At 37.7% G+C, this 26,335-nt stretch carries 34 protein-coding genes and 1 riboswitch; of the genes, 3 read left to right on the top strand and 31 right to left on the bottom strand.

The window, feature by feature from the left end; translation table 11 throughout:
* Positions 1 to 17: 17 nt before the first annotated feature.
* The 6 genes from BK585_RS07560 to BK585_RS07535 form a co-directional block, all read right to left on the bottom strand.
* Positions 18 to 575, bottom strand: coding sequence for a hypothetical protein (locus BK585_RS07560; RefSeq protein WP_078552862.1), 558 nt, complete (start codon positions 573 to 575; stop codon positions 18 to 20).
* A gap of 138 nt (positions 576 to 713) precedes the next feature.
* Positions 714 to 926 carry a DUF1540 domain-containing protein gene (locus BK585_RS07555; protein ID WP_078552861.1) on the bottom strand — a complete coding sequence of 71 codons (213 nt, stop codon included), beginning with the start codon at positions 924 to 926 and terminating at the stop codon, positions 714 to 716.
* 113 nt (positions 927 to 1,039) lie between these two features.
* The gene (locus BK585_RS07550; protein WP_078552860.1) at positions 1,040 to 1,264 is read right to left on the bottom strand and encodes a helix-turn-helix domain-containing protein; all 225 of its coding nucleotides are present in this window, start codon (positions 1,262 to 1,264) and stop codon (positions 1,040 to 1,042) included.
* Positions 1,265 to 1,273: 9 nt separating this feature from the next.
* The gene (locus BK585_RS07545; RefSeq protein WP_078552859.1) at positions 1,274 to 1,750 is read right to left on the bottom strand and encodes a DUF2975 domain-containing protein; all 477 of its coding nucleotides are present in this window, start codon (positions 1,748 to 1,750) and stop codon (positions 1,274 to 1,276) included.
* 446 nt (positions 1,751 to 2,196) lie between these two features.
* Positions 2,197 to 2,916: a DUF3600 domain-containing protein gene (locus BK585_RS07540; RefSeq protein ID WP_078552858.1), complete on the bottom strand. Its 720-nt coding sequence runs from the start codon at positions 2,914 to 2,916 to the stop codon at positions 2,197 to 2,199.
* A complete protein-coding gene (locus BK585_RS07535) occupies positions 2,913 to 3,482 on the bottom strand; it encodes a sigma-70 family RNA polymerase sigma factor (RefSeq protein WP_078552857.1) in 570 nt (189 codons plus the stop codon). Before BK585_RS07535 ends, BK585_RS07540 begins: the two co-directional genes overlap by 4 nt.
* Before the next feature lie 239 nt (positions 3,483 to 3,721).
* Between BK585_RS07535 and BK585_RS07530 the strand changes: the two genes are divergently transcribed.
* Entirely contained in the window at positions 3,722 to 4,471 is a 750-nt protein-coding gene (locus BK585_RS07530) for a class I SAM-dependent methyltransferase (protein WP_078552856.1), read from the top strand.
* 130 nt (positions 4,472 to 4,601) lie between these two features.
* Here BK585_RS07530 and BK585_RS07525 read toward each other — a convergent pair whose 3' ends face one another.
* The 19 genes from BK585_RS07525 to BK585_RS07435 form a co-directional block, all read right to left on the bottom strand.
* Positions 4,602 to 5,045, bottom strand: coding sequence for an NUDIX hydrolase (locus tag BK585_RS07525; protein ID WP_078552855.1), 444 nt, complete (start codon positions 5,043 to 5,045; stop codon positions 4,602 to 4,604).
* A 29-nt stretch (positions 5,046 to 5,074) separates the two neighbouring features.
* Positions 5,075 to 5,488: a DUF3139 domain-containing protein gene (locus tag BK585_RS07520; protein ID WP_078552854.1), complete on the bottom strand. Its 414-nt coding sequence runs from the start codon at positions 5,486 to 5,488 to the stop codon at positions 5,075 to 5,077.
* Positions 5,489 to 5,552: 64 nt separating this feature from the next.
* Positions 5,553 to 5,960: a hypothetical protein gene (locus tag BK585_RS07515; RefSeq protein WP_078552853.1), complete on the bottom strand. Its 408-nt coding sequence runs from the start codon at positions 5,958 to 5,960 to the stop codon at positions 5,553 to 5,555.
* Between the two features lie 80 nt (positions 5,961 to 6,040).
* Positions 6,041 to 6,403, bottom strand: a complete 363-nt coding sequence (locus BK585_RS07510) for a hypothetical protein (RefSeq protein WP_078552852.1) — start codon at positions 6,401 to 6,403, stop codon at positions 6,041 to 6,043.
* A gap of 30 nt (positions 6,404 to 6,433) precedes the next feature.
* The gene (locus BK585_RS07505) at positions 6,434 to 6,892 is read right to left on the bottom strand and encodes a helix-turn-helix transcriptional regulator (protein WP_078552851.1); all 459 of its coding nucleotides are present in this window, start codon (positions 6,890 to 6,892) and stop codon (positions 6,434 to 6,436) included.
* A complete protein-coding gene (locus BK585_RS07500) occupies positions 6,885 to 7,577 on the bottom strand; it encodes a YfjL-like protein (protein ID WP_078552850.1) in 693 nt (230 codons plus the stop codon). Before BK585_RS07500 ends, BK585_RS07505 begins: the two co-directional genes overlap by 8 nt.
* A 139-nt stretch (positions 7,578 to 7,716) precedes the next feature.
* Entirely contained in the window at positions 7,717 to 7,932 is a 216-nt protein-coding gene (locus BK585_RS07495) for a hypothetical protein (protein ID WP_078552849.1), read from the bottom strand.
* A gap of 154 nt (positions 7,933 to 8,086) precedes the next feature.
* Positions 8,087 to 9,187, bottom strand: a complete 1,101-nt coding sequence (locus BK585_RS07490; RefSeq protein ID WP_078552848.1) for an MTH1187 family thiamine-binding protein — start codon at positions 9,185 to 9,187, stop codon at positions 8,087 to 8,089.
* A 16-nt stretch (positions 9,188 to 9,203) separates the two neighbouring features.
* Entirely contained in the window at positions 9,204 to 9,788 is a 585-nt protein-coding gene (locus BK585_RS07485; protein ID WP_078552847.1) for a hypothetical protein, read from the bottom strand.
* A gap of 195 nt (positions 9,789 to 9,983) precedes the next feature.
* Positions 9,984 to 10,787 (bottom strand): bifunctional hydroxymethylpyrimidine kinase/phosphomethylpyrimidine kinase, encoded by an 804-nt coding sequence (gene thiD, locus BK585_RS07480; RefSeq protein WP_078552846.1) that lies wholly within the window; start codon positions 10,785 to 10,787, stop codon positions 9,984 to 9,986.
* 23 nt (positions 10,788 to 10,810) lie between these two features.
* The gene (thiO, locus tag BK585_RS07475; protein ID WP_078552845.1) at positions 10,811 to 11,917 is read right to left on the bottom strand and encodes a glycine oxidase ThiO; all 1,107 of its coding nucleotides are present in this window, start codon (positions 11,915 to 11,917) and stop codon (positions 10,811 to 10,813) included.
* A gap of 20 nt (positions 11,918 to 11,937) precedes the next feature.
* Positions 11,938 to 12,717: a thiazole synthase gene (locus BK585_RS07470; RefSeq protein WP_078552844.1), complete on the bottom strand. Its 780-nt coding sequence runs from the start codon at positions 12,715 to 12,717 to the stop codon at positions 11,938 to 11,940.
* 5 nt (positions 12,718 to 12,722) lie between these two features.
* Positions 12,723 to 12,920, bottom strand: coding sequence for a sulfur carrier protein ThiS (thiS, locus tag BK585_RS07465; RefSeq protein WP_078552843.1), 198 nt, complete (start codon positions 12,918 to 12,920; stop codon positions 12,723 to 12,725).
* Complete coding sequence (thiE, locus tag BK585_RS07460; protein ID WP_078552842.1) at positions 12,904 to 13,548, bottom strand: thiamine phosphate synthase; 645 nt, start codon at positions 13,546 to 13,548, stop codon at positions 12,904 to 12,906. Before thiE ends, thiS begins: the two co-directional genes overlap by 17 nt.
* Positions 13,549 to 13,615: 67 nt before the next feature.
* Positions 13,616 to 13,715, bottom strand: a riboswitch (TPP riboswitch).
* A gap of 61 nt (positions 13,716 to 13,776) precedes the next feature.
* The gene (locus BK585_RS07455; protein WP_078552841.1) at positions 13,777 to 14,898 is read right to left on the bottom strand and encodes a YqgU-like beta propeller domain-containing protein; all 1,122 of its coding nucleotides are present in this window, start codon (positions 14,896 to 14,898) and stop codon (positions 13,777 to 13,779) included.
* 236 nt (positions 14,899 to 15,134) lie between these two features.
* Complete coding sequence (aspA, locus tag BK585_RS07450; RefSeq protein WP_078552840.1) at positions 15,135 to 16,550, bottom strand: aspartate ammonia-lyase; 1,416 nt, start codon at positions 16,548 to 16,550, stop codon at positions 15,135 to 15,137.
* Positions 16,551 to 16,634: 84 nt separating this feature from the next.
* Positions 16,635 to 17,597 carry an ROK family glucokinase gene (locus BK585_RS07445; protein ID WP_078552839.1) on the bottom strand — a complete coding sequence of 321 codons (963 nt, stop codon included), beginning with the start codon at positions 17,595 to 17,597 and terminating at the stop codon, positions 16,635 to 16,637.
* A 1-nt stretch (position 17,598) separates the two neighbouring features.
* Positions 17,599 to 17,805 (bottom strand): YqgQ family protein, encoded by a 207-nt coding sequence (locus tag BK585_RS07440; RefSeq protein ID WP_078552838.1) that lies wholly within the window; start codon positions 17,803 to 17,805, stop codon positions 17,599 to 17,601.
* 20 nt (positions 17,806 to 17,825) lie between these two features.
* On the bottom strand, positions 17,826 to 18,338 hold the full coding sequence (locus BK585_RS07435) for a hypothetical protein (protein ID WP_078552837.1): 513 nt from the start codon (positions 18,336 to 18,338) through the stop codon (positions 17,826 to 17,828).
* 122 nt (positions 18,339 to 18,460) lie between these two features.
* Between BK585_RS07435 and BK585_RS07430 the strand changes: the two genes are divergently transcribed.
* Positions 18,461 to 18,853 carry a YueI family protein gene (locus BK585_RS07430; protein ID WP_078552836.1) on the top strand — a complete coding sequence of 131 codons (393 nt, stop codon included), beginning with the start codon at positions 18,461 to 18,463 and terminating at the stop codon, positions 18,851 to 18,853.
* Positions 18,854 to 19,128: 275 nt separating this feature from the next.
* On the opposite strand, the gene BK585_RS07425 is transcribed toward BK585_RS07430, so the two are convergent.
* Positions 19,129 to 19,722, bottom strand: a complete 594-nt coding sequence (locus BK585_RS07425; protein ID WP_078552835.1) for a hypothetical protein — start codon at positions 19,720 to 19,722, stop codon at positions 19,129 to 19,131.
* 253 nt (positions 19,723 to 19,975) lie between these two features.
* Positions 19,976 to 21,466, bottom strand: a complete 1,491-nt coding sequence (locus BK585_RS07420) for a spore germination protein (protein ID WP_078556678.1) — start codon at positions 21,464 to 21,466, stop codon at positions 19,976 to 19,978.
* A 119-nt stretch (positions 21,467 to 21,585) separates the two neighbouring features.
* Between BK585_RS07420 and BK585_RS07415 the strand changes: the two genes are divergently transcribed.
* The gene (locus BK585_RS07415; RefSeq protein WP_078552834.1) at positions 21,586 to 22,476 is read left to right on the top strand and encodes a hypothetical protein; all 891 of its coding nucleotides are present in this window, start codon (positions 21,586 to 21,588) and stop codon (positions 22,474 to 22,476) included.
* Here BK585_RS07415 and BK585_RS07410 read toward each other — a convergent pair.
* From BK585_RS07410 to BK585_RS07395, 4 genes are all read right to left on the bottom strand, one after another.
* Positions 22,456 to 23,979, bottom strand: a complete 1,524-nt coding sequence (locus tag BK585_RS07410) for a rhomboid family intramembrane serine protease (RefSeq protein WP_078552833.1) — start codon at positions 23,977 to 23,979, stop codon at positions 22,456 to 22,458. The genes BK585_RS07415 and BK585_RS07410 overlap by 21 nt on opposite strands.
* 4 nt (positions 23,980 to 23,983) lie before the next feature.
* Complete coding sequence (locus tag BK585_RS07405; protein ID WP_078552832.1) at positions 23,984 to 24,715, bottom strand: HAD family hydrolase; 732 nt, start codon at positions 24,713 to 24,715, stop codon at positions 23,984 to 23,986.
* 75 nt (positions 24,716 to 24,790) lie between these two features.
* Positions 24,791 to 24,979 carry a hypothetical protein gene (locus BK585_RS07400; protein WP_078552831.1) on the bottom strand — a complete coding sequence of 63 codons (189 nt, stop codon included), beginning with the start codon at positions 24,977 to 24,979 and terminating at the stop codon, positions 24,791 to 24,793.
* A gap of 329 nt (positions 24,980 to 25,308) precedes the next feature.
* Positions 25,309 to 26,325 carry a ThiF family adenylyltransferase gene (locus BK585_RS07395; RefSeq protein ID WP_078552830.1) on the bottom strand — a complete coding sequence of 339 codons (1,017 nt, stop codon included), beginning with the start codon at positions 26,323 to 26,325 and terminating at the stop codon, positions 25,309 to 25,311.
* Positions 26,326 to 26,335 lie beyond the last annotated feature (10 nt).

Raw genomic sequence — 26,335 nt, 5'->3', positions numbered from 1 at the left:
ACATTACGCTGTTTTGCCTAGTCAACTATCTTATTCTTCCTACGATAGTATAAGTAGACTAATAGAAAATAAAAACTTCCTAGCGAAACCGTAAAAATTCGAAAGTCCCATAGATGATCTACTGAATATTTCTTAATATAAAAAGATGAGTCTATGAAAGACGTTAACAAAAGTCCTCCAAAAATTACAACACCCATAAGGAATAACAACAATTTCATTTGTAAGTTATCTGAGTCCAGTTGAAGAGTTTCATTTACAGTCTCACCTGTTGCGGCAATTTCCCTGAAAGTTACTTCTTCATGCTTTCCTGTCAGAACAGTTCTAGTTTTTCCATTAATAAAATAGACACTATAAAACAAGCCCCACAAAAACGCTAAACTTATTCCAACAGCTAGAGGTATATTCTGCACCCCATTGACAGGTGGCACGTTCTCTTCCGCAGGATAAAGTGCTTTTAAATCAGCAACAAACGACCCACCAATACCCCCGTTGAAGCCATTAAAGTAGAAGATAACCGCAATCCCGCCATAAAATAAGGATAATAATGAAAGTAAACGTACAGCCTGTTTATCCATAATGTCCCCCACAAAAAGTTATATTAAACAGTTTACCATATTTTTGAATATAAGGGGTACCAGGGCGCTAAAAGCAACTTTTTTATACATAATAAGACGCCTCAAAAGTCTTTAATGACCTTTAAGACGCCCCCCTTCTTAAAACCTCTTTGGTTTAAATGTCTTACAACAGGTTTCTGCTGATGTATCTGCCTCATCAATATGATTTTTCTCATTTAATTCGGCGGACATTTCTGTGTCATATCTTGCATGGTTATCTAATTCCACCATAATTTTATCTGCGGTACACACATTGCCTTCGCCGTAAAATGTACAGTTTGAGATGGCACAAGAAACTTCAACTTTAGGCATTTCCAAAACCTCCTAATTGTTTTCTGTTTCTCATTCTCTCCAAACTACATGTTTTTTACTCTTTTTAAACTACTCCAACCGCAATTCCTTAAATTTCTAATCGAACTGAGCGTTCAAAGAAACGATGTGTCTTCATCACCTTTGTATTCCAGTATATCTCCGGGCTGGCAATCTAACGCTTTGCAAATGGCATCCAACGTAGAAAGACGAATGGCTTTTGCCTTCCCGTTTTTTAAAATAGAGAGATTCGCCATCGTAATTCCGACTTTTTCAGATAGTTCGGTTACGCTCATTTTTCTTTTTGCTAACATGACATCTATGTTAATAATGATGGCCATACCTTCCCCCTACACCGTCAAGTCGTTTTCTGATTTAATCTGCAATGCTTGCTGCAATAGTTGCTGAAGAACCGAAGCAAAAACCGCTATCACCACGGATGTAAGCATAATGACTAAAGCAATAATTCCTATTCCAGGATGCATTGCTCGTTGTAGGGCGAGAAAGAAAATGCCTGCCATATATATTAGCGTTATCAAGACAGCTGATTTTTTAATAGAAATCAACCTTTGTACAGCCTCTCCTGAAAAGGCTTTGTTCTCATCAATATAAAGCAACAGGGTAAATGCCTGATATAGTGAAAAGTAAAAGGGTATGACTGTCACATACAAACCGAATAAAACAGGATATTGCAAATAAGAATACTCAGGGAACATCCTTGCTGTTTCATTGGCTAACCAGGGTAAATAAAATATAGATAAGCAAAGTATGGTTAGTCCGATGAGAATAACGGCTATCTTTAAAAAGTGTGTTTTTCCACGGTTCATTTTCGCACCTCATTTCATTATCTTATTCTTATTTTATACATAAATTTATCGTTTTACAATAAATTTATGTTGTATTTTAATAAAATGTTTTTAGGTATACCGAGAAATACACTTGTAATTACTCAATTACACTTTAACAAGCAGTATAGAATGATGTCATTATCCCATTGTGCCATCACTACGATAATATATTCTCCATGTAAAGTTGGCAGTTGAAGAACCGCTTTGTCACCTTGAATACGTACTTCCTTCCTTAACAATAATTTGAAAAGCAAGCATGTCTGGTCCTTTACCAAATGTGACTTCCATAGTCGAGTTGGGAGCCATCATTGTTGGAGATAACAACTCGGAAAATGGACTACAAAGCAATATCCGTCAAATCAACTTCTGCATCCGAAGAAAAGTCACATAATCAAAAATCTCTTTACCCTCATTCACATATAATGTTAGGATGAAAAGTTCGGACTCATGTTGTGCAACTGAACTTTTTTGTCAACATCCTCAATTAAATTTCTAGCGTCTAAAAAAGTGCCCACCTGTTCTGAATTGATATCCTCGATTTCAAATAGATTGCTAGGGTTAATTCCACTTTGTACAAGTATTGATTCATATGTCATCAGTGCCTCAATATAAGCATCATACTCTTCGGCCGACAATACAACTTGACTCGACTCATGCCCATTTAACTTGTCAAAAAAAGGTTGAACGGTCATCAAAGCTTCTTTAATCTCTAGTCGTTTTCCCTCCTCGAGCTCCGTATAATCAATATTTCCGTAATGGTCCCCATACTCCATTTTAAAGCTCGTAATCACCTGTAACTGTTCTTTAAACTGATTGTATTCTTGCGCTCCTAACTCTCCCTTGGCTTGTAACAGCTTTCCATTTAATAACATATAACTTTCAAATGTCGCAGATACAAAGTGCTTTTTTAAATTATCAAATGACCCATACAATTCATCTGCTAAATATGCTTGATAGGCAAAAACACTTGTAGGTAGCAGTAGAAAAACAGCGATGCAGCTAGCTACAACCTGTTTTGTAATTTTACTTTTGCGATATTCTGCCTTCTCCATTTGACTAACTACTTTATGTTTTAATTCATCTGGTGGATTTATTTCTTTCCTTTTTTCTTGTAGAGACTGGATTAGTTTATCTTCAAAATTCATAGTGTCCTCACTTCCTTTAACTGATTATTATCCCGTTGGCTTTTTTGACGGAGTTTTACCAATCCCCCATGTATCCTAGACTTAACCGTACCTACTGGGATATTAAGAACTTTTGCCACCTCTTCCTGAGAAAGGTCATTTAAGTAATGAAGGATAATTACTTGCTTGAGCTTGTAAGGAAGGTGGTTCACATCTTCAGCGATTTCTTTGTTTGAAATGTGTTCAGAGATACTATCAGTCTTTTGCATAACACAATTAGACACTTCAACTTTTTTTATTACTCGTAGCCTCAACCATTTTTTTCTACGATAAGAATGAATTTGTTTGATTGCTATACCGGTAATCCACGGTTTAAAAGCTCTCGTTTGGTCAAATTTTGCTAGATTTTTATACACTTGCATATACGTTTCTTGAACAATATCATCTACATCTGCTTTTTCATCCACTAGAAAATGAATGGTCGTATACACATCTTGAATCGTTCTTTCATAAAGTTCGCCAAACGCCTGTTTATTTCTTGATAACGTTTGTGTAATTAAATGGTTTAGATGCTGAGATTCCTCCATTATCATGCCTCCTTGTTTTCTATACTGTATATTGGCAAGTTCATATGTAAATCGTTCGTTTTTTTCGAATTATTTTTTTCAACACAAAAAACTCTCAGAAAACTGAGTGCTCTTTCTTCATATCAATTTCAAGTATTGTATACTATAGTATATAGTAAAATAAGGAAAAATGGTTTCTTAATGGGACAAGTACTATGGTAAGTCTACAAATCCAAACTAGACTCAAAAAGGTGATAATAATGAATAGCTTTGACTATGAAAAATTTTATGAAGAGGTCGGAAAAACAAATGGTTGGGATTTTAGCAACGTGAAATCTTCTTCTGAGGACGTTGGTTGGAATTTCTATGAAGAGGTAATTAAACTATCTAAAAAAAGAGATACTTTATTAGATATTGGTACTGGCGGTGGGGAGAACCTACTGAAAATAGCTTCCTCTCTATTTCTCTTAATCGGAATTGACTTATCCATTGGAATGATTGAAACTGCACGAGCAAATGTAAAAGATGAGGAAGCTTCAAACGTAAAGTTTTTTCAAATGTCTTCTGATGATTTACAATTTCCGACTGGCTTTTTTGATATTGTTTCCTGCTGTCATGCTCCATTCTCATCAAAAGAAATTGCTAGGGTATTAAAGGATGGGGGTTATTTTCTCACACAGCAAGTAAGCGAAGCCGATAAACGAAACATTAAAGACGCTTTTGGTCGTGGACAAGCCTACGATAGTCCTGATGGAACTTTAAAGGAACGATATAAAAAAGAGCTTTATGATGCGGGCTTTACAGACATTCAATACTTTGATTATGATGCGGTCGAATATTTCGAGAGACCGGAAGACCTCATCTTTCTGCTTTCCCACACCCCGATTATTCCTAACTTCGGCCAGGATAAGAGCGATTTTGAGAGAGTAAACCAATTTATTGAAGACAACCGAACTGAAAAAGGAATTCGTACAAATTCTAAAAGATTTATGATGATTGCTAATAAGTAAGTAAAATCTTTAACTCTAATACCCTTGTGAACTCTCTAAGCAATTAATGTAAAGCCAGTTGTGAACTCACAACTGGCTAAAGTATAGCAATTGCAATATTTTAACTAGTTTTGTCTCTACCTTTCCCTTGCTAATCATTTGTTAACGCTTGACGGACGCCCCAGCTTTGATGTTCAAGAAAGAGATGAGACAATGCACTATTAACTTCAACCCATTGAAAGAAATTCCCCTCCTCTGTAGGTTCGCTCACCTGGTCTCCCAGTTCACATTTGTAAAAATAACCGATGCTGAGATAATGTGTAAACTCAATGGTAGAATAAAAGTAATTATGGGCACATCCAAGAAATTGACCTATAAGAATATCACTGCCTATTTCCTCAAGAGCCTCTCTTTTAAGACACTGTTCGTGCGTTTCACCTTTTTCAATACCACCACCTGGTAGAAAAAACTTTCCTGTATTTTGATGGATAATAGCTATTTTATCCTTTCCTTCCGTTAGGATAACACTATAAACTGCAGGTCTTTTTAAATAAGTTACACCTTTTTCTTTTGCTCCAAATGAAACAATTCCCATGAATCATTCTCCCTTAACTAACTATGTATCTACTTTCGATTTTCTAAAGAATAATCACAATCTAGTACACTATGCTTTGTTTGTTCAGTAATTTGTTCAACAATCCCTAATGTTGGTTCTCTCTCGCAAAACTGAATGACTTCTTTCCCTTTTTTTGTAACCCCATAATAGTACACGACAGTCGGTTCATCTTGAAAAATTACTTTGTAATGACCGTGATAAAAATCTTTGTTTATGAGATGTTTAGGCTCTATATAATGAGTCTGTTTGATATCTTCCTTTGAATAACCGACTTCCTCTAAGTGTGTTGGAACATATTTTTCGGCAAGATATTTTGTATAGGGGTTCCCGTTGTTCAACACATAAAGAAGGCCTATTGGCACAACTACTATAGAAACCATAAGAACAGATAAGATAACAACCAAAAGCTTCTTTTGCAACATACATACTCTCCTCCTCACGGCAATTGCAGATAGAAAAAGATCTACAATAACGGTGCGATTTTTTCTAGACCTCTCTTTGTTCATTCCTCTTGTCATTTTGTATGGCACCTATGATAAGTATTACTGTTACAAAGAGTGGGATAAAGAACCAAAATAAATAATGTGTTAAATCATGCATTTGAGAATGACTTCCTGTATCCCAAATCATCAAACATACTCCAGAAATCACGAGAAGGATAAAGGGTAATAGAAAACGGTTTATTGGTACAATTCTTAGGAATATAATTGAAACTGCGATGACTAGAAACAGAACAGAAACAAGGAGGGTAGCATTCCACATAACAATCCAAAATTGTTCTGAAACCCAACCTGCAATTAAACAAAACCAAATGACCAACGAACTAGTAATAAAAAGTAGATTAGCAAATGCTAGTTTTTTTTGATTTAAATAAAAATATAGAAAGGGCCCCATGACTAAACATATTATTGAAAATCCTACTATAGCAATCTCCTCCGATACGATTAACCTAACAGGATTATATCTAACCCCATTTATAAATTTCCTCCTGAAGTTTGCATTTTAAGTCGTAACATGATGATACCTTTTCCAAATCCAAACCCAATCATTGATATACCGCTATAAATTAAGACATAGCCGATAATAGCCAAATCCATACCTACACTTACGAAGAGAATCACAACCGCTGAGTTGGATATCGCTAGAGGAACAAAGACATTATTCTTCAAAAAAGCACTGAAAACCCCTTGAATGAAAAAGAATAAAGGAATACCGACAATAATAAATGGAACCAGTAACATTTTGTAATCCAAAGACTCTAAAAAAGATAGCATCCAAAGGACCAACATAATGAAAGGTATAATTCCAATATTTACTGAATAAAGTATTTTTTTCACTTTTACTTCCTCCTATCCAATCATAATGTGCTACTTTATCATCTCTGTTAACCTATTAAACTTCTCCATCGTGTCTTCTTTGCTAAACGAACTAAACCATCTGTGGTCCTGATCATCGATAATTCGGTAGTGTTGGCTAATTACATTTTGCTGAAGTTTAAATTTTCCATCTTCAGCGACGTTATGCCACCAGACTTTCCCACCCATTGTCTTTTCTTTCGGTTTGTCTACTGATTCATGAGAGCTAAGTTCTACAACCTCTAAAGGGTTGCCCCCAAATGAGTTGCGTAATGTATCGCTATCTCGAAATAGAGCGCATACGGCGATAACCGTTGTCCAGTTCGCTTCTGTTCTTCCTTTTTCGATTTGTACTAACGTTTTTTTGGAGATGCCTAGCACTTCAGCCATTTTATCTTGTGTATATTCTTTTTCTGTACGTACTAGCCTTATTTTTTCTGTTACTATTTTTGTGATAGCCTCTTTATCCATTATGATTTGGTCCCCCTGAGGAGTATTGTAAAATATCCTCTTTTGTTTGAATTGGTTTTATTTGAATAGCTGGAATTGAAATTGAATCAAAAGAAACTTTGTCGTCGGTTTGGTCAAAATATAGTGTGACATGCATATTCGAGATGTTTTTTTCTTGGATAATTTCCACTAAATGTAAGAGTTGTTCTGCCGTTTTATCTTCTATATTTGACTTCCACTTCTCTTGTAAACGAATGGACAGGAAGAAATCCGTAGGAATCTCTTTATAGTTGCCAATTTCTTTTCCTTTGATTTCGTCCCTTCCTACTCCATAAGCACCATCAAAAACGATAAATTTATGGTCTGGGAATATTACTTGAACTTCTTTTAGTAAATCGTCTTCCATTTGTTTTTTCCAAATGGCCTCTGGATAATAATCGATAACTTGTAAATCCTCTCGCCATTCTGCTTTAAACGTAATATCATCTTCTGTTTTGAGCTCAACTCCATATTTTCCATCTTTGAAATTAAAATAAGTATCTATCTTTTTTGTATCAATTTCATACTTATCTTCCACAAACTCTGTAATTACTGATTGAGCCTTTACTCTTTCCCATGGTAATCCAAAAAATCCTGATAATACAATTGCTCCCCCTGTTACAATTGCCAACAATAGAAATGAAACTACCATTTTGTTTATACTCATTACCAAAACCTCCATAAGTAGAGAAATTACTTCTTTAGTGTAATTTTACACTTTTATTGTATATTGTCAACGCGGAATATAAAAAAACTGGATCAAAAGGTAAAATACTACTTTTGTCCCAGCTTTATAAATCATTTTATTAAATATTTGTTATTATCAAGATAATCCCTAACAGGATGAGCATAACACTTTGATTCGATTCATCAGTAATGAGAATTAAAATACCAGAATAAATCAGGGCAGGAATGATATCTGCATCTAGTAACAACGATATGAAAATCGTTAATATAATTAGCGTGCTAGTTACTACTAACTGTCCACCCAGTTTGGTTTGTTCGTCTTTAATTTTGCTCACCTCTTTTTCTCTACATTATGATAAGTAGAAAAATAGGTACGATATTTATAGAAAAATAAGGAACTGACCTAAAAAAAGACCATCAAATCTTGGTCCAATTTGATGGTCTTTACTTATTCAATAGGTATCAAACCCAATACTCTGCATCTGCGTTTTATTGTTCTTTTTGAATGATTTGTTCACTTTCATCTGAAAGAACCGTTTTCTTAGCCAGTAGTTTTTCTTCCACTGCAGCTACTTTACTATCCATCGTTTGAGCTTTATCTCTTCGGTCGTCAATGCGGATGTTCGTCGCTACCCTTTGAACGCCTGCATGAAATGGCACTTCATGTATCGCTTGAATCACTTCAAATAAAACGGCTAACTCCCCTTCAATAATCGTGCTCATCGGAGTTAGTCGGTAAGATATTCGGTCACTATAGCTTTCGAGTACAGATTGGATGTCTGCTACATAGTCGCTTACACTTGGGGAGTTCGTCCCGATAGGAATAATCGTTACATCAACAATAGCCAATTTCTTTTCCTCCTTCTTCTTGACCACACGCTCTCGCAACACGTGTGGAAATTCAACTAACGCAAGCCTACGATAGGATTGAACGGCCGTAACCAAGTGATGACGGTCCGGTTCAGTAGTCGTAACTTTTTTTTGTAGATAATAAGATAATCCAAGAATATATTTTCGTAAAAAGGTAAGTGACTTATATTTTAACGATTTAGTAAGGATAGGAGCAATAAGAACTGACCCGTATGAAGCCCACATTAAAGCATCGACAAATGGTAAAAACGAGAATAGCACTACCGTCCCCACTATCACTAAATGAAAATACATCACTACCAAATTTGTTGAACAGTGCCTGTTCGTAATTACCGCTTTTTTTATCTGATTGATTCGCGACCGTCTTTTGATTCCTCTGTCACTGAACACTTTATGTTCTGCTCCATGGTATTTCTTAAGTCTCGTCGGAAAAATAAAGTGAGTGCCAAACGAAAAATAAAAGACCGCAAAATAGGGAAGACCTTCCCAAGCAATAGCCGACGTTAGCTTAGGAATAAAGATTAAAGCGATAACAACTAGGGTAAGTAGCTTATACGATAATGGCATTGTAAAGAAAATATACTTTGCCATTAGCATCACTGTATTTGCATCTAGTGGCTTAATCCAATCTTTGATTCTCCCTTTTTCTTGGTATGCACATGCAACATGATTTTTGCCTATAAAAAAGATACCATTTTGGAACGAAATCCCTCTTATCATGCGCTACCCCTTTCGACTACTGAGGAATGTCAACAAATCGTTCGATAACCCAATGAGGAAAAGTATCACTCATTCCTTCTATAAAACGTGGGTCCTCGCTTTGCCATTGATGCTCTACCCACGTATGTAAATAACTAATTACGACTTGAGAAGCGGAAATATCCTGTGAAAAAGAGATGACTGCTTGTCCTTTATTGCCGAAGCTTTCATGCTCTACCACTTCGTTTGGAAAAGGAAAGATGATTCCTCTTTCAACAATCGTTCCTGTACTCTCAAAAATCACTTGGTCACCACGAAGTAATTCGAGTTTGCCATTCACATCGATTTCCTCGGCAATAACATTTCCCTCAGAATCTAGGAAAGAAAAGCCTATATAATCCGTTCCTTCTAGTCCTTCGATCGGCATCTCCTGCCATTCCCATGTGAAGGTAGCACTATAATTGTCTCCTGTAGAATCTATTTCGGGTTGTACATCAACAAACTGGCTTAAATCTTCATTTGTGACCGTATTGATTTGTTGGATGTAATGATAGCCACCCAAAAAGAGAAAAGCGACAACAAGCAACGGCAAGATAATGACAATTTTATTTCCATTTAACATAGTTTCACCTTACTTACTAGAGTATTTGAGGCTGGGACAAAAGGTTTTTTTTACCTTTTGTCCCGGCCTCGAAGCAATGAGCGTAATCGCCACGTTCTTCTAAAATCCCGTCGTGAGTGGTTTTTTCACAACGGGATTTGTGGCGTATGAAGCCATTGTTGAAATTATTGCTAGTTTTGTCTTAACCTCATTGTATCATTTTTCAATTTGATTGTATCGATAGGCAGCATGATTGGTTGGACCAATTCCTGTACCAATTTCTAAGGAATTTGAGATGGCACAGGTGATAAATGATTTCGCAGTTTCTACAGCTTGGAATATTTCGGTCCCCTTAGCTAATTCTGCGGCTAGTGCTGCTGCAAAGGTACATCCTGTTCCGTGTGTATGTTTCGTTTCAATTCGCTCAATTTCTAAGTGTTTCATTGCTTTCCCGTCATACACAATATCTGTTGAATATGTACTTGATAAATGGCCACCTTTTAACACAACATAGGTTGGACCAAGCTCATGAAGTTTCTTTGCTGCCTCTTCCATTTCATGAATCGTCGTAATCTCTTCTAAACCAAGGATTTTTGCAGCCTCTGGTAAATTTGGAGTAATGACAGTTGCTACTGGTAGCAATTGCGTAACTAACGCTTCCACTGCTTCTTCCTGCAATAAAGAGGCCCCACCTTTCGCAATCATAACGGGGTCTACTACAACATTTTTGATTTGATATTCTTTCATTTTTTCTGCCACTAATGAAATAATCTCAGCTGAAAAAAGCATACCCGTCTTAACAGCGTCCGCGCCTATGTCTGATAACACTGCATCGATTTGGGCTTCAATTGCTTCTAAAGGTTGTGGAAAAACACCATGGACACCAAGTGTATTTTGAGCAGTTAATGCTGTAATCGCGGTTGTTCCGAATACACCCAGTTCTTGGAATGTCTTTAAATCCGCTTGAATTCCTGCTCCCCCACCGCTATCAGAACCGGCAATCGTCATTGCTTTATACATGTTCAACTCTCCCTTTGTGTATTTTAAAACCGTTCAGGATGAAAGAGTCCAAGAGGAGTTCTTTCTTGTTTATTATCTATAAGGTCTGCGACAACATGACCTGTTACCGGACTTAATAAAATGCCGTTACGGTAATGGCCTGTTGCAAAAATGACCTGTGGTGCACCTGTCAACTTCCCAAGCAACGGAAAGCCGTCTTGTGTGGCAGGACGGAGACCAGCCCATGTATGAAATGGTTTTTCATTCTGTAAGTAAGGAAGGACATTTTTATTCCAATTCGTTAACCTTTGAATGCCTTTTTCTGTCACAGTCGTTTGAAAACCAGCGATATCTTCAGATGCTCCGTTGACCAATGTCCCGTTTGCTTTAGGGACGAGGTACCCCTGACTCGTATATATAATATGTTTCACCTTCCCAACAGGCATATCATACGCACAAATTTGTCCGCGGATTGGGTATACAGGAATGGAAACATCAAATGTATCTTCTAGTTCTTTTGACCATGCGCCGCTACAAATCACAAGACGGTCTCCGCTCCACGTTTGACCATTCTTAGCCTCTAGTTCAATCTCATCTTTCCAGCTGTTCACCTGAACGTCTTCAAGCTCTTCACATATCTTGACCCCAAGCTGTCGACAAGCTACTTCTAATGCCTTGGCATAATCTGGCGCATACAAATGACTTTCCTCAGGGTAATACATCGCAGCAATAATGTCTTCTGAAAGCTCATTTTCAAATCGACGAAGTTGGTCTCCTGCTATTATTTCTGCATTGGCTCCAAACTCACCTTGCCATCGTTGTCTCGTTTCCAGAGCTAATAAATCGGCTTCATGATACACACAGTGTAGACTACCTGAGTTTGTATATTCAAATGGTTGCTTTGAGATGTCTTTAATGTCTTGTTGCCACTTCGGATATAACCTTAGGCTTTCAAGACATAACCTGAAAAAATCATCAGGGTCTTCCCCTATTTCAGAATAGGGGGCTAGCATTCCGGCTGCTGCTCCTGTGGCTTGTCCTCCACATTTCGTTTTTTCTAGTATTGTGACTTGATGACCGCGACGCTGACATTCAAATGCAGACGCAAGCCCAATAATACCTCCACCTAGAATAACGATCCGCTCTCCCATGTTGTTTCCCTCACTCATCTTTATTTTGATATATACGTCTCAAATGCACTACTTGCGGTTGCATAGCGTTTCTTAGGTATTCTTCCTGCAAGATAAGATAATCTTCCTGCCTCAATCGCCATTTTCATCGCTAGCGCCATTTTTACAGGGTCTTTTGCTTTAGCCACAGGCGTGTTCATTAACACGCCGTCTACTCCTAATTCCATCGCTTGTGCAACATCACCTGCTGAGCCAAGTCCAGCATCGACAATAATCGGAACCGTCGCTTCCTCCACAATTAATGACAAGTTATATGGATTTAAAATTCCTAACCCTGTCCCAATGGGTGCAGCTCCCGGCATGACCGCCGCAGCTCCAGCTTCTTCTAACTTTTTACACAATACAGGATCATCTGATGTATATGGCAATACCACAAATCCTTCATTTGCCAGAATATCTGTCGCTTTTAACGTTTCAATCGGGTCGGGTAATAGCGTTCTCTCATTGACACTTATCTCAACCTTAATCCAGTTACTCAACCCACTCGCTTTTGCTAAGCGAGCAATTCGAACGGCTTCTTCGGCTGTTTTCGCCCCTGATGTATTTGGTAAATATGTGAACGTTTGTCCTTCAAGATGCTGTAATATTGCATCTTCATCAGGTGCATCAAGGTTAACTCTTCGAATCGCAAATGTAAGAACCTCTGCTCCAGATGCTTTAATGGCCTCGTTTTGGACAAAAGGATTTGGATACCTTCCTGTTCCTATAAAAAAACGTGAGGATAATTGTTTGTCTGCTATTTGTAAAACATCTTTTCTCATCGTTATCATCCTCCTCCTACAAAATGTACTAGTTCGATTTTCATACCGGCTTCAACTGCTGTGTTCGACCACTCACTTCGGTCAATAATTTCTCCGTTCACTTCAGTCACTACTAAGTTTTGTTCTAATCCATAATGCTTTACTACGTCTTCTAATGTCGTTACGTCTAGTTCAACTTGATCACCATTAACCGTTAATTGCATGATTTTTCGCCTCACTTATTTTTTGCAAAAATGCCTGACATGTCCCTTTTATATCTTTTGCACCTACAATTTCACTAACCGCACAAATTCGAGTTGCTCCTGCAGCAAGAACTTGGTCTACATTATGAAGCTTAATCCCACCAATGGCTACAAACGGAATGTTAATTTCAGTGGCTACTTGTTTTACATATTCCGTTGTTACTGGGTCAACAACATCTACCTTGCTTTTTGTATGAAAGACTGGACCAACACCAATATAGTCTGCACCTTGTTGTTCGGCCGCTCTTGCTTCTTCAATAGCATGTGTTGAAATCCCGATAATTTTAGAGGGTCCAACAATTTTCCGAGCTTCCTCTATCGGCAAGTCATCTTGACCAAGGTGAATGCCATCTGCATCAACAGCTAACGCAACATCGATATGGTCGTTAACAATAAATGTAACCCCATATGTTGAAGTTAACTTTCGTAACGCTTTTGCTTTTGCTAAGATGTCACGTTTCGAACTATATTTATCGCGGAGCTGGATAATATCAGCTCCCCCTTTAATCGCTTCCTCCATGACTTCAAGGAGGTCTCTATCTTTGTGAAATTCTTCTCCTGTAATTGCATATAAGTTAAATTCTTTCATCCTCAACTATCCTTTCGTAAAAAACTAGAAAAGCCATAACCCAGCGAATGGATTACGGCTAAAAGACAAAAACATTAGTCGACTTTCCTACGCTGGGTTCAACCAGATCAGGTTCAAGGGTAAAAGGAAACCTTTTTCTCAGCCATTTGGCACCCCTAGTCAAATCGTATTAAGGCTATCTTTCATTATGACATAAATCCAATAGAAAACAACTATTTCGTATGGCCTTTATTCTTCAATGATGTTTATCCATTTGTTTTGCGACAGTTGGAAAAGTGTCTCAAGGCGACTTCCATATAAGATATGATGACCAGAAGGTGAAACCTTAAACGGTACTTGATCTAAATGACCATCTAATACAGTTTCACTCCCGTCTTCTAAATTATACTGAATTAACTCATAACCATCTGCATAATTAAAATAATCACTTGCAAAGTACGGACGTAAATAATAAAACATATTCGTATCAGCGTGTAAATCATGGAACGGGATCCACCATTGTTGTGAATAGGTGTTTAAAACAGGCACTTCAAATTGACCTACCTCTTCGTTTCCCTGATAAAATGTATATATCGAGTGTTGAGCATCTGGTGAATCAATTGTAATTGTAAAATAATAATGCCCACCAAAAGAAAAAACAGCAATTACTTCATCCAATTTTTGAATTTGTTCCCCAGTTCTAATGTTGTATTCTACGAGTGGGGCATAATAACTAGGTTCATACGGATGCCAATCTAAAAAAACGACGGTTTCTTCATCAATCCATTGAAAGAATGTTTGGTCAATATCTAACGAACGCACGCTTCCATCCTTAATGGAGAGATAGAGAACTTCAAAGTCCCAGTTCGGTAAATAAGAAACAATAATCAATTCATCAGTTTGGTAAGGATTCCAATACAAGCTAAAATCATCACCTATTTCTGTAAGCTCCCTTATTACATTTCCTTCATTACTGACTATGTATAGTGGAGATTTATAATCCATTGTTACCGTTTGGATTGCAAATAGACTATGGTCTTCGTTCGCTGTTACTTGAACAATTGGTTCATCCACTGAAAAAAATGGAGTTTCTTCACCTGTTCCAAAATCATAGGATTGAAGATATGATGTTTCATTTTCATCTCTTAAAAATAAAATAGAATTTGGATCGAACCATTCATTTACCTCTATAAAACTAAACGTATCAATAGGCATAGGCAGCATAACTGATGATGCCCCAAATCCGATAACTCCTGATTTTTGTTGAGGCGAAAGCAGCAAGGAAGGCGCATCACTAGCATTTTTTTTATGTGGTTCACAGGCTGAAATAAAGATTAGAAATACACAAAATACCGCAAAAACCTTACCCATTTGCTCACCCCCTAAAAAGTTTCTAATTGTTCTACGTGTAATATCTATCATACGTTTCACTTTTCATTATCGCACGTTTCTGAAAGAACAACAATTATCGAATTTTGTCTTTTTAGCCAAAGTCTAAAAAAATGCTATGCGTGTGGGACAAAAAGGTATATTTTGAGGGCACTCTTAAAAAAAAGACATTCCAAGGATAGTTACTCTCCTTGAAACGTCATATCCAACCTTTTAAACTACTCTAACATAAATTCTGCCCCTGCAATTCCTGGCTTCGTCATTTCAATCGGGTCCAAAATTGCACCAAGCTCCTCTTCTGTTAGGACACCCTGCTCCAAACAAATCTCTCGAACAGAACGGCCTGTTGTAATCGCTTCTTTCGCGATACGAGTCGCCACCTCATAACCAACGTGAGGGTTAATAGCCGTAATAATTCCAACGCTACCTTCTACCAACTCGCGACACCGCTCAATATTAGCTGTAATTCCTTGCAACGTATACTTGGTGAACACATCGATACCATTTTGTAAGATAGAAAGAGATTGAAGTAAATTAAAGACAAGCACAGGTTCCATTACGTTTAATTCAAGTTGACCTGCTTCAGAAGCCAAACTAATCGTATGGTCGTTCCCAATGACTTGAAACGATATTTGATTAATCACTTCACACATTACCGGATTGACCTTGCCTGGCATAATCGACGAACCAGGCTGTCTAGCAGGTAAATTAATTTCATTAAATCCGGTTTTTGGACCTGAACTCATCAAGCGTAAATCATTGGCGATCTTTGATATATTAATGGCTAATATTTTCAGTGCACTTGAAAGCTCTGTATATGCATCTGTGTTTTGAGTAGCGTCCACTAAATCCTCAGCTGTTGTAAATGGATAGTTTGTTATTTTTGCAAGATGAAAAGCCACTTTTTCAATATACTCTGTTTTGGCATTCAGCCCTGTTCCGACGGCGGTTGCCCCCATATTAATTTCAAACAGTTGCTGAAGAGATCCTTTCAATCGTTTTAGATCTCTTGAAAGAACTCTTCGATAAGCACTAAACTCCTGACCTAAACGAATCGGCACAGCATCTTGTAAATGAGTGCGTCCCATTTTTATTACGGTGTCAAATTCTTTTTCTTTGTTGTTGCACTCATCTATTAACCGTTCAAGTGCATTAGTTAAGCCTTGCGCTAAATTAAGACATGCAATGTGAATTGCAGTAGGAAATGCATCATTCGTAGATTGTGCCATATTTACATGAGTATTAGGACTTATCTTCATATAATCGCCTTTTTGGCCACCTACTATTTCAATAGCCCGATTGGCAATGACTTCATTGGCATTCATATTAAAAGACGTTCCTGCCCCACCTTGAATGGCGTCAACAATAAATTCCTCATCAAGTTTACCCGCAATGACATCCTCACTAGCTTGAATAATAGCTTCGGCAATTCTTTTGTTCAGAACTCCCACATCCCGATTGGCCATAGCAGCTGCTTTTTTGACATAACCAAATGCTTTAATGAGTTCGTGATGAGGAGGATAGCCCGTAATAGGAAAATTTTCTTTGGCACGCATTGTTTGTATCCCGTAATAAGCTTCCTTTGGTACTTGCTTTTCACCTAATAAATCTTTTTCTACTCGGAATTCAGTCATTTATCTTTCCCCTTTTTTAAGCGAATCAGGTCTAATAATGAACTGTATTTTTCTAGCATGCCCATTTAGGTTTTAGCTTACTTTTTACCGGCTGTTTTCTTTCGCTAACCAAGCTCCACCGATAACACCGGCATCATTTCCTAACGTAGCAATCGCAAAGTCTGCACCTTCAGCCACACGAGGAAGCGCGTATTTTATAAATTCTTTTTTTAATGGCTCTAATAAGAGATTACCGGCTTTAGAAACACCACCACCGATAACAATTTTAGCCGGGTTAATGGCATTCGCCAGATTTCCAATCGCAAAACCTAAATGGAAGCATGTCGTTTCAACGGCTTGCTTCGCTAAACTATCACCTGCTGCATACGCATCAAACACTGCTTTAGATGTTAATTTTCCGTCCTGTTCCATCACTTGGTGAAGTGAACTATCAGAATATGTAGATAACCCATCGGTTGCTAATCGAGCAATTCCTGTCGCCGATGCCACAGTTTCTAGACAACCTGTTTTCCCACAATTACATTGGTAACCACCTTCTACAACTGAAGTGAGATGACCAATCTCCCCAGCCATACCATTAACACCTTGTACGATATTTCCGTTTGATACAATACCACCACCAACACCTGTTCCTAGCGTGACACATAGTAAGTCATTGGCACCATCACCTGCCCCTAACCACATTTCACCTAGTGCAGCAATATTAGCATCATTATCAACAATTACTGAAAGTCCAGTCTCTTCTTCAAGACTATCTTTTAATGGGAAATCGCGCCATCCAATATTCACGGCATGGTAAATAAAACCCGTCTCCATGTTAATAAATCCAGGAGCCCCAATTCCAATGCCTTGTAACTTTTCTTTCGACTCTCCAAGTTCGCTCACTTTCTCTGCTAATGATTGACCAATTTCTTTTGTGATATATTTACCGCCGTCCTCTGTGTTTGTCGGGATTTCCCACTTTGAAACAATTTCACCCGCTGTCGTGATAAACGCCATCTTAATTGTTGTTCCCCCAACATCAATTCCTACTAACCATTTCTCCATATCATTGCCCTTCTTTCTCTTTAACTTGTCGTAATTCGCTTTTCAATATAAGAAGTCCCTGTAAAAAGGTTTCCCGCTCAATCATCTTTTGATTATACAATTCATGAAGTTCTTCTTCCATCATCATAATATCGGTTTCTCTGCTTCTTGTATAGATGAACGTTCCAAACCTTTTTAACACTTGTTGAACATCATAAAAGCTTTTCATTTCACATCACCACAAGTTAATTATAACAGTTTTATGATAAGGATGAATAGTAACCAAACAAACGGAATAAAAGGAGAGAATGGAAGTCTCCAAGTACGGTCTTGAATGAGTATTTGAAGATAAGTCCCACCAATCATCGCAAGTAAAAATGCTAAAGAGGTCATGATAATTGACCATAGAGATATCTCATAGAAAGCCCATTCCATCCCGAAAAAGAAAAATAACAAAATCATTGGTCCCCAGACGGTGATGTCATTCGAATAAAAAAATCCTAACGTTGTATGAAACCTCGATAAACAAAAGAAAATAAAGAGAATAGAAATAATAAATAATAACATTTTTATTAAGATGACAGATACAAAGGAAGCAAAAAAGGAACCAAGAAACATTCCTAAGAACGTTGCTCCAGTAAAAATAGCAACTACTATTAGAATTAAAATTTGGCTTGGTAAACTCCGTTTAGATACAAACAAACCACCTACCATCAGCCCAAGGAATAGTGTATAAAAGACAATAGAAAAGATTGATATCATTGGAATCCTCCCTTACAAGCTAAATATGAACGTTATGCGAAAACGCAAGTCCAAACATCCTTTTTATGATATTGTATGTGTATGTACTAACTTTAGGACAAGAAAAAGAAAGAGGGATAACGTTGAACAATAAAGTCATCGAAGCACTTGAAAGAGGAATCTACGGTGCACCGCAAATCAAACCTGAAGAACGAGCGATTTTTCTATCAACTATCATCGAGAGAATCTATGTTGCCCTTACAAAAAAACAAGTGATTCATCAAGGGATGTACCCTGAAGTCGTTCAAAAAATGAAAGAAAAGAAAGCACAACACCTATATATTAACGGAAGTCTTTCCTATTCGTTATATTCAAATTATGTAAAAGAAGCAAAAAAACATAACATCCCATTTACGATTGTCGCAGAAAGTCGCCCTACACCTATTGGACTCGTATTAGCGACTACATTTGAAGCGATAAATCAAGAAGAAATCTTTATAAAAGATGATTTCTTCGCACTAGATATGGATTCATAAAAAAAAGCGACAACGTCGCCTTTTTTATAAGCAAGGAGCGCAGCCACTGCCTCTTTCAAAGTGTTTTACAAGTACCCTTCTTGTAAAACGCGCGCAGTGTGCGAAGCCCTTGCTCTTCGAGAGTTATCTCCAGCGCATCTTTGAACTTTCAAAATATACATTCTTATCATTTTAAAAAACACAAGCGGTTCTTTCTTAGGATCTTTTATCTTTCTGATTATAAAAAAAGGCAATGTACCCATCAATGGTACTTGCCTTTTTTATCATTTTTTTACTTAATCAACGATGACAGACGATATTAAATTACTCCAATACACTGCCTCTTCTTCAGCTCGTTTAAACTGGTCGCTTACCACATCAACACCCTGTTCGCTGTTTAGAAAAGATACTTTACTATATGGCGCGCGATTAGCCGAAGTACTATTATTATTTCGATACGAAATGATTAATTCAATGCTGTGAACCACTTTTTTCCCTGTCTTCTTTCCCGTAACTCCACCGATGACCGCACCTACTCCCCCGGCCACAACCCCACCTACTATCGCTCTTCCTACGGCACTTCCTAAAGAAGATTGATAAGTGACTGTATCATCTATTTTAAGTTCGACTTCTTTTATACTTTCATACTTTCTCCCTACAACCTTCCCCGAGTATATCCAAAACTTTTGGTTTCCTCTATCATGAACTAAATACTTATTATCAGCAGTAAAGATGTATTGATAATTCGTTATATTTTTTCTAGTGAGAAAACCTTCAAATCCGCCTTGCACCTGTTTCTTTTCTTGATGTGATCCTATTCCAATTAATATCATACTTGCTATTTTTAATACGGTGAATAAAACAATGATAATAATAAATAACTCAAACATACTTACATCCTCCAACCCAGCTGATATTTACTTTTAATCATAAACCAAAATAACAACTGAAAGGGTTGGTAAATAAATGTAGAGAGGGAGTAACAAAACTAACTAAAACATTCTCAATGGCTTCACTCGCCACAAAGCCCGTTGTGAGAAAACCCAATCACAACGGACTTTAAAAGATGGTGGCGGTTTCGCTCATTTCTAAGAGGGTGAGACAAAAGGTAAAAAAACAACCTTTTGTCTCACCCTCTTTCTCTTATTTATCAGGATCGAGCGGATGGACAGAAGCTGGTCTTCGATTTTTTAGAGGCATAGGAGCTCTAAAGATAACATCACGTAGCGCTTTTGCATTGAATGGAAGGAAAGGCCATAAATAAGGCATATCGAACGTTTTTACGTGGGTTAGCAAAAGTACCCATGCTGCACAACCCACAACAAAACCAGGTACACCAAAAATAGCTGTAACGAGTAATAAAGCTACTCTAATGATTCGATTTGCAAGAGAAAGTTCATAGCTAGGTGTAGCAAATGAACCAATCGCAGCGATGGCTAAGTATAAAACAACTTCTGGTGAAAATAACCCAACATCAATGGCAACTTGTCCAATTAAAATGGCAGCTACCAACCCAAGGGCTGTCGCTAGGGCATTAGGCGTATGGATGGCCGCCATCCTTAGCATTTCTATCCCAATCTCAGCAAGCAAAAATTGTAGATATATTGGGACTTCTCCATCTTGTGCAATCCCAATAAAATGCATGGGGCCAGGTAACAATCCTTCCTGGGTTGCGAAAAGGTACCAAAGTGGCATTAAAAAAATCGATGCCCAAACCGCAGCAAAACGAACGCCTCGAAGTATCGTACCAACTAGTGGCTTTTGTCTATACTCCTCTGCATGTTGGAGGTGATGCCAAAAGGATACGGGTGTTATCATTACACTTGGAGACCCATCGACCATGATAATGACATGTCCCTCAAGTAAATGTGATGCTGTAACATCTGGTCTTTCAGAATATCTCACTAACGGATAAGGATTTAAATGATGGCCAAATAAAAATTCTTCAATCGTCTTATCTCCCATCGGAAGCCCATCAGTATCTATTTTCTCCACTGATTCTTTAATCTGTTTAATGATAGAAGGATCTGCGATATCGCCTATGTACAATAGTGACATATCCGTTTTCGAACGACGTCCTGCTTGCATAAATTCAACTCGGAATGTTCTATCACGAATTCGTCTACGGATGAGCGCTGCATTTTCAACCATCGTCTCGACAAAGCCATCTTTCGCCCCTCGAATCACCTGTTCCGTATCAGGTTCTTCTGGACCTCTGACTGGATATGTTCTCGTATCAATAAGGATGACTTCATCCACGCCTTCTACAACTAGGGCAGCAGGACCAGCTAGCACTTGGTCAACGACCTCATCTAAGTCATCGCTCGTATCTATTTCCACATAAGGAATTTTAGATTTAATAAGATGGTCTAACGGATTTGTCTCTATTTCTTCTGGTTTTGTTAGTGTTAGTTCCCGCTGAATCTGGGTTAATGAAAAATCTTTTGCAAATCCATCAACAAGAAAGAAGTGCATTTGCTTTCCACCATATTTTAATTCAAGGTGAATCATATCAAAGCTTTCGCCAACACCTAGCTCTCGTTTTAAAAAAGCAATGTTTTCTTCAAAGTTAGTTGTTACTGGGTTGCGTATTGCTTCCTTTTTCACTATTACTCGCCTCCACTTCTCTATCATTTTTCGCATTTGCTATTCATTTCATGCATGAAAGTTCATGGCTCACAAATAAACCTTTCATATAATAAGCAGTCCAAGCATAGATTTAGCATAAAGGCTGTCCATAGGAGGCGAGTTTTATGAAAAAGATACAACGAATGACCATATATACAGCCATTGTATTATCTGGCCTAATCCTTTCTCTTTTTTTAATTCTAAACCCAAGCAACAGTCGTGAAACTCTTGTTTTATTTCCGGCTGATCCCCATGTTGAATATATGGATGCGAGTTCATCATTACTCGTTGTGACGCTTGAAGATGAAGATGAGTATGTAATGGAATGGAAGACGAAATCAAAGCTAGACCGAACCGCATACTTACGACATGATGTTTCACTTCTGTTTGAGGATGGACAATTAAAGGACTCGATGATAGCGTGGAAAGATAAGACAGACACAATTGAGCAAAAAAGGAAGGTGCAAGGGGAAGATAGTGGGTATTATCAAGTAATTAGCTTTCATCATTCAGAAATCCATTATCCTAATGAGGAAATTACTAGTAAACAAATGATGAGTACCGATGATTTATATGTCATAGATTCACCGCTCACACCACTTACATCATTTAAAGTCCCCGAAAGTGACAAACAATTAGAAAGCAAAAAATTATTGGATAACATCATAGATCAACAACTAAAGTATACATGGGAAGACCTGTTAATTTACTATAACATTCGTGCTGAAAATTATGAGCTTATACCGTTAACAAGACTTGCTCACTATCAGGAAACGCCATTTCCAGGTTTTAGTGAAGAAAACACAGACCATATTATCGGATTTATATGGGAAACTCTTTATGAAAACTATGTCCTTGGAATAAAACAAGAAGACGGTAGCGTCAAAAGTCCTATCGACAGCTCCGTCCCTCTCATTTTATTAGCAAAGGATAAACAACACTTTGTCATTGTTTTTCAAACGAGTGATGGCCAAAAAGTACAGATATTAAAAAGCTTATCCATCCAAGAATTCTAATATTTTTTGCTGTAAGGCACTATACTGTTCATCTGATGAAAGTGATAGTGCCTTTTCAACGGCTTTCAATGCATCATCATAATGTTCAAACTCAATATAAACTAACGCTAAATTATAGTATGCTTCATGAAAATCAGGTTTGAGCTCTAGCGTAATGAGTAGGTGCTCTTCTGCTTCTTCAAAATATCCTAAATGCGCTTGAGCATATGCTAATAAAAAATGGGCTTCCGGCATTTCAGGTTCACTTTCAACAACATGTACTAATAATGGATAACTCTTTTCAAATTCATCTTGTTGTAAAAGCTCTTGAGCGTATTGCAAATGAATTAAGGGTGAACCCGTTTTTTGGTCATTATGTAAGCCGAAAAAAACTAAAGCAATAATCGTAACAAGTGAAAGTGCCAGTCCCCCTAATTGCCAGCGATGTCGTGCATGTTTAGGAAGGTGCAAAAAGCTAGAAGCTAAGAATCCACCAAGTAATCCACCGATATGAGCCGCATTATCAATAACCGGAACTGCAAAGCCTAGTGATAAATTAATAGCCAAAATAATAATTAGACTCATCCCCATCGTCCGGAAGAAAAGTCTTCGGTGAATGACACCGAAAAATAACAAGGCACCAAAGCAGCCAAATATCGCACCTGATGCTCCTGCGGCGATTTGTTCGCTAAAAGCATAGCTAGCAAGTGACCCAACAATACCTGCTATAAAATAGATAATGAGAAACCGACCACTGCCGTAAATCTTTTCTACAGCGGAACCTAAATAATACAAAGCTAAGGAATTCATAAATAAGTGCAACAAGCCAATATGGAGAAACATCGCGGAAACCAAGCGCCACCATTCTCCTTGTTCTATAAGGGGGTTATACTTTGCTCCAAACTGAACCAACGTTGTCATTTGCGTACTTCCCCCGTTTAGTTCTAACATCGCAAACATCGTTACAATGGATGCTAATAATACATATGTAAATCGAGTCTTACCGTATGCAAACAGTTCTTTTTCTTGATTTAGTCGTTGTTCAGCTATCATTATGACTTCTCGTTGCAATTCTTCAATGTCCTGCTGATGCATTGTTGGTTGCGTAACCGAAAGCCGTTCACAAATCGGCTGAAGCGCTTCTTCTCGACGATCTTGAGGAATAATGCTAGAGTAAACTACTGTTTTTTTGTTTTTCCCAGTTTGCGGTGTTTCAATGATAGGCTCCCAAGAGTCTACAGGAGGATACATTGTGATATAAATATTCTCGGCTTCAATCGTACGAAATCCGAGTTGTTTTTTCACAAAATCAATTCGTTTATACGCACGCTGAACATCTTGCTTCAACCAATTGCTCCAATCGATATCTTTACGAACCAATCGAATGATACTTCTCTTTGGTCCTTCCTGTTCTAGCCAAATTTCTTGTCGGTCTGGGCTTATTTCAATGACTCTCATCTTTTCATTTTTCACAAGATGATGAACGAGTTGCCAATAAAATAAGTCATGACGAAAAACTTCCATGTCCTCATCCCTTCAACCTAGTGTCTTCTCTTATTATAGTTGCAAGTTGTGAAAATGTCTCACATTGTCTATAAGGAATATGGTTTGTCGTCGGATTTTCATTCCTTGTATTTAAGTAAATGGCGTCCCACCCGGCCTCTAATGCTCCAACAATATCATGAATCCATGCGTCACCAACAAATAAAACTCCACCAGCAATGATTTGTTGCAACTTATCAAGTGCAAACGAAAAGATGCGAGCGTCTGGCTTTTCCACGCCGATGTCCTCTGAGATAAAAATTCCATTAAACAAGGAGGTCAACCCTAACTTACGAACCTTCTCGTGTTGTACTACTGCATTTCCATTCGAAATAATCCCGAGAGTTACACCCGTTCTTTGTAAGGTATGTAATAATGACTTTACTCCTTCAAAAGGGGTCACAAAGTCATCAATAATATCAAAGTATTGCTGATGAAATACGTCGCTTTCCTTATCACTATAAGATAATGTAAAATACTTCATCGTTTCACTAAAACGTTTCCTTTGATATTCTGGCCTAGACAGCGCTCCTTGTTCATATGAACTCCAATAAAGGTCACAGTGGTGCTTAAAAACACGAAACCAAATATCTGTATCAATAGTAGCTTCGTACAAAGGATATATAGAGGAATAACAATGTTTTATTGCTTTTTCAAAGGCTTGTTCGTGACTATATAATGTATTATCTAGGTCAAAGCAAATCGTTTGCCACCGCATACTCCCTCACCCTATTTCTTTAGCTTATCTTCGTGGGATCAAAAGAAAGACACCGTCTTAAGACAGTGCCTTTTCTTATCTTCTGTCAGTAAACACAAAATTATTTAAGATTTGGCGACGGACAAAAGGCATTCTCATCGACGAACGAATGAGTAATCTTCTTATCGTCTGTTGGGATAGCAAATTATTTAAAATACGATATCGATACTTAAAAGCAAAATAACCTGAAATCATTAATACAAATGAAAATAGTCTTGAAATCATATCGATCCCTCCTCTATCCTAATTTGCGCAACCCTCCATATTTTATTCTCTCAGAAAATACGACTACGCCGTATTGGGTTATTTCCGGTGTGCGAAGCCACTGCCCTCTAGGACGCGGCGAACTCCAACGGACATGAGGTTCCTTATTTCAGTTATTTTCCCATATTTTTAAGTCTAACGGACACCACAGACCTTATTTACGTAAAAATAGGCTCTATCGCTCATCTTTTTGAAAATAAGGGCCTCTGTGTCCGTACCATTTAGTAAAAGCTAATTTGGATGTTAAATAGAGGCTTGTGTGTCCGTTAGAATGTCGATATGGATATTTACTACATCCCTATATACTTGCTATATACTGCCTTGGCTCGACTGACGTCTTCTGTTCCTTGTATTAAAGTTCGACCATCTGAAAAAAGAACCATCCTCATATGATCTTTTAATTCTACACGAAGCAGAAACGGTGTTTCTTTAACAGTGCCTATATTTTGTAATTTATCAGCCCACTCTTTTAAATCAAATTCTTTTCTTAGATGAATTTGGACGGTTTCCCTTCCGCATAACGATGTAATTGAATCTTGTTCAGAGCGTTTGAGCGCTGGGTATTGATGAAGACTACATGTTGGGCAACTCGGGTCCTGCTTTTTATATTTCAATTCGTAGATATGATAATTCCAAACATCAAAAGAAAGTAAGCTATTTCTTCTAGCCTTGTCAGCCGACACCAAATACTTTAAGGCTTCCACAGATTGAAAAGAAGCAACGATATCAACTACAGGGGAAATGACACCGACCATATCACACGTTTGTCCACCTGTTTCTCCTTCTTTAATAAAGCAGCGTAAGCAAGGGGTTTCACCTGGAACAAAAATTGCTGACATTCCACGTGAACTTACAGCCCCACCATAGACAAAGGGGATCCCTTTTTTAAAACAGGCATCATTAATGAGAAATCTTGTTTGGAAATTATCTGTACCATCTAGCACCAAATCAACACCGTTTAATAAGTCATCCATGTTGTCAATGGTGACATCCGCAACAATGCCCTCTATTTTAATATCTGAATTTATCGCTTTTAACTTCTTTTCTGCAGCAATTGCTTTAGGTAAGGAAGCAGCCACGTCATTTTCATCAAATAAAATTTGACGTTGTAGGTTAGATTTCTCTACGTAATCACGGTCAGCAAAAGTCACATGCCCTACTCCAGCTCGTACTAAATGACTCGCTAATACGGTTCCTAATGCTCCCATTCCCACAATTAACACTTTTTTTGATGCAAGTTTTTTTTGACCTTCTTCTCCAATAGGAGAAAAAAGCATTTGTCTAGAATAACGGTCTAGCTCAGTCATAACCAAAACT

The sequence above is a fragment of the Bacillus alkalicellulosilyticus genome, assembly GCF_002019795.1.
Taxonomy (GTDB): Bacteria; Bacillota; Bacilli; order Bacillales; family Bacillaceae_F; genus Bacillus_AO; species Bacillus_AO alkalicellulosilyticum.
This window is presented reverse-complemented; position numbering and strand designations above follow the sequence as displayed.